This window comes from Candidatus Poribacteria bacterium, assembly GCA_021162805.1.
Lineage (GTDB): Bacteria > Poribacteria > WGA-4E > B28-G17 > B28-G17 > JAGGXZ01.
Genome location: JAGGXZ010000133.1, coordinates 1 through 12,858 on the forward strand (window position 1 = coordinate 1; position 12,858 = coordinate 12,858).

11 protein-coding genes are annotated in these 12,858 nt (G+C 57.8%); 1 reads left to right on the forward strand and 10 read right to left on the reverse strand.

The window, feature by feature from the left end; translation table 11 throughout:
* On the forward strand, positions 1-1,098 hold a 1,098-nt coding region (locus tag J7M22_10040; GenBank protein MCD6506949.1), incomplete at its 5' end, for a TIM barrel protein.
* Here the strand turns inward: J7M22_10040 and J7M22_10045 are convergent.
* The 10 genes from J7M22_10045 to J7M22_10090 form a co-directional block, all read right to left on the reverse strand.
* Positions 1,063-2,007 (reverse strand): hypothetical protein, encoded by a 945-nt coding sequence (locus J7M22_10045; GenBank protein MCD6506950.1) that lies wholly within the window; start codon positions 2,005-2,007, stop codon positions 1,063-1,065. The two genes, J7M22_10040 and J7M22_10045, sit on opposite strands and share 36 nt — an antisense overlap.
* A complete protein-coding gene (locus J7M22_10050) occupies positions 2,008-2,628 on the reverse strand; it encodes a molybdenum cofactor guanylyltransferase (protein ID MCD6506951.1) in 621 nt (206 codons plus the stop codon).
* A gap of 216 nt (positions 2,629-2,844) precedes the next feature.
* Positions 2,845-3,933, reverse strand: coding sequence for an alanine dehydrogenase (gene ald / locus J7M22_10055; protein MCD6506952.1), 1,089 nt, complete (start codon positions 3,931-3,933; stop codon positions 2,845-2,847).
* A 5-nt stretch (positions 3,934-3,938) separates the two neighbouring features.
* Positions 3,939-5,357 (reverse strand): hypothetical protein, encoded by a 1,419-nt coding sequence (locus J7M22_10060; protein ID MCD6506953.1) that lies wholly within the window; start codon positions 5,355-5,357, stop codon positions 3,939-3,941.
* 13 nt (positions 5,358-5,370) lie between these two features.
* Positions 5,371-6,474 (reverse strand): GNAT family N-acetyltransferase, encoded by a 1,104-nt coding sequence (locus J7M22_10065; GenBank protein MCD6506954.1) that lies wholly within the window; start codon positions 6,472-6,474, stop codon positions 5,371-5,373.
* Positions 6,471-7,373: a hypothetical protein gene (locus J7M22_10070; GenBank protein ID MCD6506955.1), complete on the reverse strand. Its 903-nt coding sequence runs from the start codon at positions 7,371-7,373 to the stop codon at positions 6,471-6,473. Before J7M22_10070 ends, J7M22_10065 begins: the two co-directional genes overlap by 4 nt.
* Positions 7,374-7,385: 12 nt before the next feature.
* A complete protein-coding gene (locus tag J7M22_10075) occupies positions 7,386-7,910 on the reverse strand; it encodes a nitroreductase family protein (GenBank protein MCD6506956.1) in 525 nt (174 codons plus the stop codon).
* Between the two features lie 28 nt (positions 7,911-7,938).
* Complete coding sequence (locus J7M22_10080) at positions 7,939-9,378, reverse strand: hypothetical protein (protein ID MCD6506957.1); 1,440 nt, start codon at positions 9,376-9,378, stop codon at positions 7,939-7,941.
* Between the two features lie 18 nt (positions 9,379-9,396).
* Positions 9,397-10,602 (reverse strand): Glu/Leu/Phe/Val dehydrogenase, encoded by a 1,206-nt coding sequence (locus J7M22_10085; protein MCD6506958.1) that lies wholly within the window; start codon positions 10,600-10,602, stop codon positions 9,397-9,399.
* 186 nt (positions 10,603-10,788) lie between these two features.
* Positions 10,789-12,324, reverse strand: a complete 1,536-nt coding sequence (locus J7M22_10090; GenBank protein ID MCD6506959.1) for a hypothetical protein — start codon at positions 12,322-12,324, stop codon at positions 10,789-10,791.
* Positions 12,325-12,858 lie beyond the last annotated feature (534 nt).

Genomic DNA, 12,858 nt, shown 5'->3' on the forward strand with positions numbered 1-12,858 from the left:
GCCCGCGAGCTGGGATTCGACGGGGTAGAGGTGCACAACGGCTTCGATCCATATCCGGGCGAGGGGGAGGATATAGGGAGATGGAGGGATAAATACGAGAGACATGGGCTGAGGATAGCAGGGCTTCAGGGGTTCGTACCGCTTCCTGGAGCGCATCCTGATCCAAAGGTGAGAAGGCGATACGCGGAGATGGCACGGCGACAGATCGACCTCGCCTTCTCCCTCAACGCCGAGTTCGTGGGCTTCTGGCCAGGAGGCCGGGATCAGGGGCTTTCCGACGAGGAGGTAGTCGATCAGCTGGTCGACACCTTCCGTCAGATAGCCCCCTATGCCGAGGAGAAAGGTATCAGGGTCCACATCGAGCCGGAACCGGTACAGATAGATTATAATCTGGAAATCGCCTACGCCGTCGTCACCCAGGTCGATTCCCCCGCTTTCGGGGTGCTCTGTGATACGGCACATTTCAACGTATTGAGCGATGGGGAGCTTTATCGGTGGATGAGGAAGTTCGCCGGGAGGGTATCACATCTACACCTTGCCGATAACGATCGGAAAACCCTCGATATGCCGGGAAGCTCACATTCATCCAAACATCTGATCTTCGGCGATGGGGAATTAAGGCTGGAAAGGATTATCCCAACGCTCGTTCAAATAAGATATGATGGATGGATTCAGATAGATGTGTGGGAACACCCTGAGCCGCTCAGATGCATCGAGATGAACAAGAAGGCCCTCGACGAGGTGTTGACCAGGTTCAAGGATACGAAGGTAAGGGTGTATGCTCCGAAACCGGGGTCCAAGACGGAATCCTACGAGGTGCTGCCGATATCCCTGATAAGGCGAAGGTTTGAGGGGATGAACATCGCCCTAGTGAACGTCGAACCACATCAGCCGGCGAAAGAGATGCACAAACATGATCGGGATGAGGAACTATGGATGATCCTGAGCGGGAGGGGACTGGTGATATTCGACGGCGGATTCGAGGCGGAGGTAGAGGCTGGAGACGTCATCTACTGTCCATTAGACGGAGAACATCATATCAGAAACATAGGAGATGAGGTTCTAGCTATCTTCAACGTTCACCTCCCTTTGGAGTAAGGGATGTCGCAGTTTGCCGGCTTTAATGGCTATATGCGAAGTCCCCTTGAACTCATCGTAGACCGATTCCATCTCCTCGATGGAATCGAAAAAGCCTATGATATATGCAGCACTAAATGACTCGCCTCTTCCTACCTTTATACCTCCTATCTCCTGGATCATACAGACATATCCTCTCTGATGACACCACGCCTCGTAGACGATCTCAGGGTTGAGCGTCATCCCTGCGAGCCACGGACCGCCCCTGATCTTATAGGCTCTGATGAACCTCTCCGGAACCTCATCCCCCCGTCTGTACAGGAACTTCTCGTCGGGTGCGAAGTCCTCGTTGAACTCCTTCGATGGGATAACCCCATGATAGCTGAGGTAGATCGCCTCGAAGCTGTCGCCGCCGGAATGTTTGATGTGCCCCGGCATATCTATCCTGAGGATTAATGACTCGACATCGTTTGCGCTCGTTACCCTATCCGAGGCGAGGATGTATCTCCTCCCTTCGAGGAAGATAAGCCATTGTTCCCAGAGCGAACCTGGAATATATCCGGGGGCGGCTTTCGTGTATCGGAACCAACCTCTAACCCCGATTACCTCACGACCGCCGGTGACCTCCCAATTTATCCTCCTGGCTTGGGTACATATCTGTGGTAGCTCGATATACCGTTTGGGAATGTTACCGTGAATCTTATCACCCCATGGATATCTCATCCCCTCCGGTGTGTCAGGTTTATCGGGACCGGGCTCGAGCAGAAAATCCACGATATCCAATCCGAATCCCAGATCCCTCGCTCCGGTTCGCCTATCGAGGAAGCTCCCCCCGGCTATCCCTGAGACATAACCCTCCGTCCGGATCGCCGCCACCAGTTGGTCCGTCTCAACCCTCAGATCTGGTCCGGATAACTCAAGCTTCAGCATCTATTCCTCCTTGATAACCTCCTCAATGAGACCACAAGTGGCTATTTTAAGATCCTCCGGGCTGTTCAGGTTGAGGAAAGATGTCAGGTTGGGGTCCACCTCAAGCACCCTGTTTTCAGGTATGAGCTTGGTCGGGACGAAGTCCATAAGACCCAAAACCTTCAGTTTTCCTCCTCTCAGGAGCATCTCGGCGAAAGGGATACAATCCCTGTGATAGATCCCTACTAACGGCTCCACATATCCTCTCACTACGGGCAATATGATCCGTGACCGACCGTTTATCTCATCCAGGAGAAGCGAGATCACCTTCTCGTTCAACAGGGGCATATCGCAGGGAAGGATCAGGTTGTAATCGTTCGACGAGGAACTCAGCCCGGCGTGTATTCCTCCGAGAGGTCCTTTCCCTTTGATCAGATCCTTCACGACTTTGACATCGATCAACTCCTCATATCTTCTTTCATTCCCCGTCACAACGATTATCTCGTCGAACAGCCCCTTAAGCATATCAACCTGTCTGACGATCAGAGGTTTCCCTTCCCAGAGAATCAGCGCTTTATCCCTTTTGAAGCGGGAGGATCTTCCGCCGGCCAAAACTATGGCTGAGACATTGAGTTTTGTCATTTGTAGTCATTAAGTCTAGGAGTTACGCAGTTGACTGCGAACCCCTTTTCATAAGATATTAACCCCTCTTATCCCAGCAGCAGTCCGCGGGGAGGGCTCTCTGAGGGGGATGCCGACGTTTATTCTGTAGCCACCGTTGCGCAGATGCTGTTCTTCACGAAAAACCGCCGCTGGATGCCCCACCGCTTGCGGGTGTAGAGCTTGTCCATCGCCTAGTTATCTTCCACTCCCCACACTCGAAGCCACGCCGGGGTGGACGATGGAGCCCTCGTGGACGTTTAAGCCCCTCCTCAGGGAGTCGTCCTCCTCAAGCGCCCGATGCATCCCCATGTTCGCTATCTTCCTGGCATACGGCAGGGTGGCGTCCGTCAGGGCGGGCGTGCTGGTTCTCGGCACGGCAGCGGGCATGTTCGGAACTCCGTAGTGGACGACCCCGTGAACCACATAGGTGGGCGAACTATGGGTCGTGGGACGGCTCGTCTCCACACATCCACCCTGATCAACAGCCACATCTATAACTGCCGCCCCGTCCTTCATAGATCCGACCGTCTCCTCGTCCACCAGGACGGGCGCCCTCTCCCCAACCCTGTAGACGCACCCTATAACCAGGTCAGCCCCCAGCACGGCACGTTTGATGTTATCCGGGGTGGAGTTGAGCGTGAGCAGGCGCCCGTGCAGAGCGTCTTCCAGATGGCGAAGCTTGCGGGCGTCCACGTCCAAGACGGACACGTTTGCGCCCATCCCCACCGCTATCCTCGCGGCAGCGCTCCCGACGGTCCCCGCCCCCAATATGACCACGTTGGCCGGCGGAACTCCGGGGACGCCTCCCAGAAGGACCCCCTCACCGCTGTCCGCCTCAAGCAACCTCGCCCCTATCTGCACAGCTATCCTGCCCGCTATCTCGCTCATCGGCGTCAGAAGGGGAAGGAAGCCGTCGTCAAGCTGAACCGTCTCGTATGCGATGGCGGTGACGCCGCTTTCGGTTAATTCCCGAATCAACTCCGGGTTAGATGCAAGGTGCAGGTAGGCGAACAATATCAGCCCTTCACGGAAGAACTTGTATTCCACCGGCTGTGGTTCCTTCACTTTAACCACCATCTCAGCCCTTCCCCACACCTCCTCGGCGCTCCTGACCATCTCGGCTCCAGCTTCTTTGAACTCCTCGTCGGATATGCCGCTGAGCCTTCCGGCGCCCTCCTCAACTATCACGTGATGCCCGTCCGAGACGAGCAGGCGCACCCCTGAGGGCGTCATGCCCACCCGCCTCTCGCCCTCCCTGATCTCCTTCGGGACGCCTATGACCATGGCGCTCACCTCCTTGAAGCGATGTTTCCCCTGAGCCTCTCAACTAACCTCAAAGCGGCTTCTACAACCCTTTCGCCGGAGCCGGGGGCGAGCCTGCACGCCGCCACCTCATAACCCCCTTCATCGTATTCCTCCCTCTTCAGCAGATACATGTAACAGCCGTTTGTGAGCGTCAAAAGCACCAGCTTGTCCGTCCACACCCTCCTCTTGAGTTCAAGCCCCAAAGACACGTTCACCTCGTTCGGTATCCCCAGCAGAACGAGATCCCCTATTGAGATGGCCTGCAGCTCCAGCGGGACCGTCCCCTTCTGATCTATCCATCCGCCGAAGACGAGGGCGAAATCGAGCTGGCGCATCTCGTCGTATAACCGCTTCGCCTCGCGAAATCTTCCATCCCTTCTCGCCTCCTCCAGCAGCCTTCTCTTCTCCTCCAGCAACTTCTCAGCCTCGTCCCTTGGGGGATATTTCCTCAGTTCGACCTCGACGTGTTCGCTCACGACCTTAAGCTCGCCGTTGATCATCTGACCTTCCTTCATCGCCCTGATGACCCCCGATGCGAGCACAAGCCCTATCCTCTGCGCCTCCTCAAAGCCCCTGGGTCTGGAGCGATACGGCCTTATATCGCCCCCCGCCCCGGCGGTGTAAAGGCATATCCCGCCTGTGGCCTCCTCGACGAATCTCGCTGTAAAGCCCGGGAAACCGGCGGAGATCAGGTAAGGAGCGGGAGGACCGCATGCTACGGCGTGACATGCGAAGTTCACCATGATGGCGAAAGCTCTCCCCTCCTCATCCTCAGCCCAGATCACGTCCAGGTCGGGGTCTATCGGACCGTCCGGTATCCCGACCGGCGCATACTTCTCCGCCTCATCCCTCGACATTCCCCACCAGATGTATTGCTCCCTCACCTTCTGGGGCATATCGTCCGTATCGCAGATGATGGAGACGACACCATCAGGGGTGCGTTTCCTGCGGTTGTAGCTTATCCCCGTCATGAGTGTCCTTCCGAAACGGATCGTCCCCCTCCTCATGCCCCCAACGGCTTTCCGGGCGGCTTCGGCAACCCTCAAGGGGAGTTCCTCGACCCACGGCTCTATCAGCTCCCTCTGGCGCTTGATGGGGATGTCAAACTGGGGTCTCGGCTTGAACTCGGGTCCGGAGTGGGAGTGGGTGCAGCTGACCATCACGTTCCGTCCTTCAATGCCCGTCTCCCTCTCCACAGCGTCCCTTATCCTCACGTAATCTCCCTCCGGCATCGGCCAGCAGAGGTCCAAGGCGACGACGGCGGCCTCCTCCCCATCCTTCTCGAAAACCATCACCTTCGCCCATAAGTCGTCGTGTATCCCCTCCGAAACCCTATAGGCGTGGCCGAGGAAGGGAACTCCAGCCGGAGGGGTTATCCTTTCCTTCCCGACGCCTATCCTCATCCTCTTCACCTCCTCACCAGAGGTCGTCGGCGGGATGATGCCATGGAACGCTCGGAAAAAGAGCGTTTAAAACGGACATCACATGCTCCTCCACCTTCGGTTCAACGGAGAGGAGGCCCTCAAGATACGCCTCCCAGGGGTCAACGGCGCCGCATAAGATCCTCACGAGCACATCCTGCGGCATGAAGACCTCCACATCCGCCGTTCCACTCTCCTCAACGCTCACCTCATCGTCCACCCTCAGAAGCCCCTCCTGAACGGGCGTGCGCAACCGTATCACCCCCTTCCACCTCGGCGCCCCTTTCAGCCTGAGATTGAAAAGCGGGACGAGAGCATCAAGCAGCCCTTCAAGGTCAAGTATGCACACCTTCAACACCCTCTGTTCCGTGAACCTGTATCCCTCCTCCACGAGCAGCTCCGCCGAGAATTCGTCCCGCGGCGACAGCCAGAAATGGGCGACATCCACACCTCTGGACAACAGGTGGTTCTCAAGGGTGTGAAGGAGCGTCCTGGCTATCTCCTTCCGCCTCCGAGACGGTCTGACATAAAGTTCTGAGACGAGCCCGACCCACTGGCGGAAGCAGGCGGACCATCCCTGAACCTCGCCCTCATCCTCGGCGATGAATATGGATTCCGTCTCCTCCCTCATCTCCATCCATCTCTGAGGCGTCTTCCTCCTCCAGCCGAAGAAGTGGACGTAGAGCTCTTCAAAGATGCGCATCAGCTCCCTCTCGTCACCGCTGCGGTAACCTCTGACGCTCACCCTGTGCTTTTGAGCCCTCCTTTCAAGCCTCTTTTCGAACCTCCCCGGCTTGCACACCGTCACGTAGCCCGCTCTGGAGTAAAGCCTCCTCGCCACGTTTCCCAGGTTCGTGGAGACCGCCGAGCACGGATAGCCCCTCCGCAGGGCGAGCCTTTTCGCCTCCTCCATCATCCTCGAGGCGATGCCCATCCTGCGGAACTCCTCCCTCGTCTCCACGCCGGCTATCCCTGCGACGCGCACATAAACCCCTTCCGCCCAGTGAAGCTCTATGTCGGGGACTATCACCTGACCGACTTTCTCATCGTCCACGAAGGCGTGGACGGCGGAGCCGTCAACCTTGTAGACAACCTTCAAGCCCGCATCCCCCCTTTGCGATGGAACTGGCACACTATCTCGCTCGGTCGTCGCCAGACCACCCTATCGCCGAACTGCGAGCGCAGCCTTTCTATCAACCTCTGGAGCGCCTCCCAGCCGAGCCCCGTCTGCGGGTTCAACCCCTGCCAGTGCATGTGGAAGAGCGCCATGAATGAACCCGCCTTTATCATCCTCGCAAGGTAGCCATCCCCCTTCTCGTCGATGTAACGGTCAACATCCACCCAATCGGGGCTGTTCCGCCAGGATGCGAGGTAGTCCCACACGCCTGAAGGCGTCTCGTAGACGCCGAAATCCCCCCTCACCTCCCTCGGACGCGGCGACATGGTGGGATGACCTTCCTCAATGGTGGCGAAGACGGGGATCACGGCGTTCGGAAACTCGCCCGCCTCTGCCAGCTCAAGCAGAGCCTTGTAAACGTTCGGGTTCATCTTTGGATGCGTCCCCGGGGTTGAAACCCCCGTGTAACGGATGCCGAGCTCGCGACCGACCCTTATCGTGTTCAGGAAGTAACCCCTGTATTCGTCAACCGAAACGGAGGGGTCATCCAGCCATTCCATCTCCGTGGGACCGTCCGATAGGGTCATCTTTGAGAAATCAAACAGCCTCCCATGGGTCATTATCTCCATGTGCGGGTCAACGGGGTATTCGCCCAACCTTCCTATGGCTTCGGCGAACCTGCGCTCGTGCTCGTTTTGTGGGCGTGTGAGAAGCTTTCCGAACATGGCGGGTATGACCGAGACGGCTCCCGCAAGCCCCTCTTCCCTGACGAAATCGAGCACCTCGATCAGAGCCGAGGCGTCTATCCGGACGAGTTCCCCTCCTTCCCCCTCAACATACGGGGAGAGGTCGTCAAGGAAGAAGCTGACATACGTGCGCATGACGCTTCACCCCTAAAACCTGTTGCCCCACCTCTCACGGTGGACTATCTCCTCAAGTTTCCTCCTGCGAACACCCTTCCCCTTCTCGGCTGGGTATCCTATGGAGATGATGGCGATCGGCTTGACCCCCTCCGGGAGGGAGAGGGCTTCCGCGACAGCCTCGTCATCGAAACTTCCTATCCAGCACGTCCCAAGACCTAACTCGTATGCTTTCAGGAGGATATTTTGGATCGCTGCGGATGCCTCCTGCATGGCGTAAAGCTCCCTGTCACGTTTGCTCGCCCCTCTGAGGTCTATGCAGACCACGATGTCCACCGGAGCAGCCGCCGCTTGAGTCTGCGGTCTGCCGCCCGGTTCGCCTCTTGCGAGGACATCTTTTGTCGCCTTGTCCCTCACCACGGTGAAGTTCCACCTCTCGTTCACGCGCGGCGCCCAGTATGCGGCTTCAAGGAGCGCCCTTATCTGCTCATCCGAGACATCCTGATCGGTGTATCTCCGTATGCTTCGCCTTCCCGTTATAGCCTGTTGAAGTTCCATCTCATGCACCTCCCCTTCGCTATTATGGTTAAGGGATGGACATGATCCTTTCCACGAGCTTCAGGGCGGCGTCCATCACCTTTTCGCCGGAACCCGGCGCAAGCCTGCACGCCGCCTCCTCGTAGCCGCCCTCCTCGTATTCCTCCTCCTTCAGCAGATACATGTAACAGCCGTTTGCGAGCGTCAGTAACACGAGCTTATCGGTTTGAGCCTTTCCTTTCAGCTCCAATCCGATGCTCACGTTCACCTCGTTGGGAATGCTCAGGAGAACCACATCCCCCACCGATATAGCCTGAATCTCAAGCCTTACCGTCCCTTTCTGGTCAACCCAGTCCATATATCTGACGGGGTAGTCAAGCATGTTTATCCGGTCCAGCAGACGCTTTGCCTCGGCGTATCTGCCCTCGGATCTGGCGTGCTGGAATTGCTCCTCAAGTTCGCTGAGCATCCGTTTTATCTCATCGCGCGGGGGATACTCGCGCAGGGCGACCTCCACGAAATCACTCATGACCTTCACCCTCGGCTCCTCCACCAGGCGTGACTCCCTGAGGGCTTGGAGGACACCCGCCGCCAGGGCGAGCCCTATCCGTTTCACCTCTTCAAACCCTTTCGGCTTGGACCTATACGGGCGGATGTCGCCGCTCGCCCCAGGCGTGAAGATGCACAATCCCCCGGTCGCCTCCTCAACGAGGTCGGTCATCACGCCGGGGAAACCCGCCGAGATGAGGTTCGGAACCGGCGGTGCCGTGGCTACCGCATGACAGGCGAAGTTCGTAAATATCGCTATCGGCCTCCCACCATCGCCCTCAAAGCACAGGACGCTCAAATCCGGGTCGATGGGACCGTCGGGTATTGAGGGGGGCAGTTCCTCCGCTTGTTCCTTCGGCATCCCCCAGTAAAGGTATTGCTGTCTGAGGCTGTGCGGTATCTCGGAAGCGTCGCCGTAGTAGTATCGGCTCTCCTTGACCTGGACGTTGATCAGCGAAGCGACCCCTTCCGGGATGCGCTTCCTGCGGTTGTAGGTCAGTCCCGTTATCGGAACCTTCCCGAATCGAACGGCGCTCACATCCCTAAGGTCTGAAAGCCCCTTTTCTGCAGCTTCGGCTACCCTTCTGGGAAGCTCCTCAACCCAGGGCTTGATCAACTCCTTCTGCCTTTTCAAGGGCATGGGGAAGCCGGGATGAGGTTGAAAGGTAGGTCCCGAATGGCAGTGGGTGCATGTGACCATGACCCTTTCGCCTTTTATACCCGTCGTTTTCTCAATCGCCTCCCTTATCTTCACGTAATCACCTTCAGGCATCGGCCAGGCGAGGTCAAGCCCCACGATTGCCATCGGCTCCTCATCTTCCACGACCATCACCTTCGCCCAAAGGTCATCGTGTATGCCTTCCGAGATGCGAAACAGATGCCCTAATATCGGCACTTCCACCGGCGGGGTTATCCTTACCTTCCCAACGCCCGCTCTCATTGCCTTCACCTCCTTTCGTCAAATCCATCCCCTCTCCTCCATAGCCCTCACCACCTCGCCGACGGCGATTGCCATGGCTGCATCCCTGTAGCTTACATCCTTATCCTCCGAAAGCTCCGCCATTCTCCCAAAGGCGAAATTTATCCTCTCATCTATCGTAGCGTAAACCTCGGAAGCCGATGTTATGCTCCCGGATTTCGCGCTCCTCCACTCTATGTATGAGGCTATCACCCCTCCGCTGTTGGCGAGTATATCCGGTATGACGGGGATACCCCTCTCCCTCAGTATCTCATCCCCCTCGGGCGTCGTTGGGCCGTTTGCCCCCTCCACGATCAGCTTCGCCCTTACGTCACCGGCGTTTTCCTCCCTCAAAACCTCCTCCACCGCTGCGGGGATGAGTATGTCCACATCGAGCGAGAGAAGCTCATCGTTGGAGATCTCCTCGGCGAACCCGACCACGCTTCCCGTCTCGGCCTTGTGTTTTGAAAGCTCCTCCACATCCAGCCCGTCCCCGTCGAACGCTCCTCCCTTCGAGTCGGAGACCGCCATTACCTTCGCACCCATGGAGCTCAGGAAGCGGACTGTCCAGCTCCCGACGTTTCCGAACCCCTGGATCGCGACGGTGCATTCCGATATCTCCTTCCTCAACATGCGTTGAGCAGCGAGGCGGGCGGCTGTGGCCACCCCTCTTCCCGTGGCCTCCCTCCTTCCCGGAACCCCTCCTACGGCCACGGGCTTGCCCGTCACACACTCGGGTATGTGAAACTCTCCGTATATCACCGCCATCTCCCTTGGACCGGTTCCAAGATCAGGAGCCGGTACGTAGCTTCCGGTTGTGAGCTCGTTCCTGATGAGGTGGACGAACTCCCTCATTATCTCCCTCTTGGCGTAGGGTGTGAGGGATTTGGGGTCCACGGCGATGCCGGATTTCCCACCTCCAAACGGTATACCCGTGAGAGCAGTCTTCCAGGTCATCCTCTCCGCCAGATCCCTCACCTCCGACAGGGTGAGGTTGGGCGCGAACCTGATCCCTCCTTTCGCCGGACCGCGGGCCGTGTTATGGTATACGACGAAGGCGTCAGCTGTTACGACGGTCCTGTCATCAACCCTCACGTTGAGGAAGAGGGTCATCTCCTTCTCAGCCCTCTCGAGAAGCTCTATGGCTCTCGGAGGGATGCGCATCACACGGTTGAGTACGACGAGCTTTCCCTTAGTCTCTCCCATCCTTTCCCGCCTCCTTCGGAACGATTTCATCTTAACATTATACCGCAAGCGTAGGGTTACGTCAAGATGTTTTAAAAGTTGTTTTAGATTTTCCCTCCGGGGGTAGGGAGGGTTTTCCGCAGGCTCCTGAAGGAATAACGGGCGTAGAGATGGGTATGACGCACGGCTTACCGGTGGGCGTCTTTCCTATCCTGCCGGGGCGAGGTCACGCCCAGAACTCGCCGCCCTCGTCCCACTCCGGCGCCCTCGGGTAAAAGCCGGGGTGGACGGATATTGCGTCCACCAAATTGAACCCCCGGCCTCCCCGAAAGCTTCCAGATATGCCCGTTGAATCCCGCCAAGGCCGTGGTTCATGACCTTTGCCGTGGGCTTTACGGCCTTGACGATCCTTCGGAAGGGGCGGAGCAATCCCTTGACATATGCGACTGCCGCCTCCCTTTGCCTCTCGGGAAGGTCGTGCGGGTTGAGTTCGTTGCCCAACTCGAAGTAGTCCGAGCAGAACGCAAACCTTTGAAGCGAGGCCCTCACCGCCTCCCACCAGTCCTCGGGAGGCGAGAGGCCGGGGACGCCCAGCTGGACGTGCAGGGAAATCCCATACTTCCGGAAGGTTTCTATCCTCTCCCTCGCCTTCCGCTCCTCCTCCGGGGAAATTTCGGCCTTCACGGGGAAGGGACATCCCCTGATCCACCTCGCCCCCATCCTTCGAGCTAATTTGAGCACGGCCTCCAAAGGGAGCTGGTCGGGGTAGACTTCGGGGTTGGCCGTCACCGCCGCCAGCCCGAAAGGGGAGCGGGACTCGGGGGGCGACGGGGGCCTCTCGGGGAGGAAGGCGAGGGTGGTCCAATGCTCCCTCCGCCACCCCTCGGAGGAGAGCCTGAAGGTAGCAAAGAGAATGCCCCGGCCCTCGTATTCGATCCTTATGAGCGCGCTCCCCTCCTCCCAGGGGGAGAGGGAGATGCGGCGGATGCCCTTCGAGACGACCCTGCCGTAATAGTCCCACACCTCCCAGGAGAGCCGGGCCTCCCTCGCACTCGGCGTCACGTTCCTCACCTCAACCCTTAAAGTCCCGACTTCACCAGGCTGAAAGAGGTTTCCGAGCCTTCCCGTCCCGACCCGCAGGGAGAGCGGGCTTTCGGTGGCGAGGGCTGAAAGGTCCTCGTCGGAGAGCCCTTCAGAGCGGAGGATGGCAAAAGCGAAAACGGCCTCCTGCGGGGGGCTTGAGGGAAGGACGGCCCTCATGAACCTCGTCCTCTTGATATCTCCTCCGTAGAGCCAGTCGGGATCATACCAGAAGGTTACGATGGCTATCTCGGGGAGCCCCTCGAGTTTCACCCTCCGAACCTGACACTCGAACTCCGGGTAGGGAGCGTCACCCGCCACCTCCCAGTCGAACCTCCCATCGGGCTTCCTCCACTTGAGGGTCGGGTTCGCCCCGGCCCGCTCGACGGGAGAGGTGAACTCGAGAAAGAAGCCCGTAGTCCAGGGGAAGAAATCCCTCCTCCCGCCGGTGTAGCGGACGGTCCATCTCGTCAGGACCCCTCGGGGGATGCTTTTTGCCTCCACCTGTGCATCGGCCCACTTCGCGGTCGGCCCCTTGGGCCGAAGCTTGTAAACCCGCCTCTTTTCGTCCAGCTTGCGGACTTTTGAGATCTTTCCGGCCTCGAAAGCGAGGAAAGGCTGGGGGCCGTCGAAGGTCGCACCGGATGGACTTGACGAACTCAATTTCCCCTCCGTCCGTTTTGGCGACAACCCCGAGCCGGCCGTCCGGGCCGACCTCGAGCGTCAAGTTGACGAATGCCAGAAGGAGAAGGAAAAGCACGCCATCTCTCCCCTTTCGTCCCTTTAATCCGAGTCGCTCTTACTTCTCCGTTCTCTAAGAGTGTAGCATATCACCTTCCCCCCTCGTCAAGCGGGAATTTAACCAAAACCTCTAATTCCTGACTTGCCCCCATTATTAATCCCCCCTAACAGGAAGATAGAGGAGATAAGGAGAAATAAGGCTCCAAACGAAACTCCTTCCAAGAATCCCTCACCACCCGCCTTATCACACTAACCAAAGAGTATACCTTTCTCCTGGCATAAAGCTCCTTTATCCATCTATATGCGGACTTTTCAAACTTCATCATCAACTATACTTCCGCAAAAAAGGAACTAAGTCATGGAGTTGAACTTCGTCAAAGAACCAAAGCTATTGGGCAACCCTGCAGATCATCTCGATCTCATCCTCCATTTTTTCCAATTCCGCACCAGAAGCGA

What these genes read in the sequence shown, in the direction of transcription:
- ald (MCD6506952.1), bottom strand. Translation starts at nt 3,933, where the DNA reads ATGGTCATAGGCGTCCCGAAGGAGATCAGGGAGGGCGAGAGGCGGGTG.
- J7M22_10080 (MCD6506957.1), bottom strand. Translation starts at nt 9,378, where the DNA reads ATGAGAGCGGGCGTTGGGAAGGTAAGGATAACCCCGCCGGTGGAAGTG.
- J7M22_10075 (MCD6506956.1), bottom strand. Translation starts at nt 7,910, where the DNA reads ATGGAACTTCAACAGGCTATAACGGGAAGGCGAAGCATACGGAGATAC.
- J7M22_10070 (MCD6506955.1), bottom strand. Translation starts at nt 7,373, where the DNA reads ATGCGCACGTATGTCAGCTTCTTCCTTGACGACCTCTCCCCGTATGTT.
- J7M22_10085 (MCD6506958.1), bottom strand. Translation starts at nt 10,602, where the DNA reads ATGGGAGAGACTAAGGGAAAGCTCGTCGTACTCAACCGTGTGATGCGC.
- J7M22_10050 (MCD6506951.1), bottom strand. Translation starts at nt 2,628, where the DNA reads ATGACAAAACTCAATGTCTCAGCCATAGTTTTGGCCGGCGGAAGATCC.
- J7M22_10045 (MCD6506950.1), bottom strand. Translation starts at nt 2,007, where the DNA reads ATGCTGAAGCTTGAGTTATCCGGACCAGATCTGAGGGTTGAGACGGAC.
- J7M22_10060 (MCD6506953.1), bottom strand. Translation starts at nt 5,357, where the DNA reads ATGAGGATAGGCGTCGGGAAGGAAAGGATAACCCCTCCGGCTGGAGTT.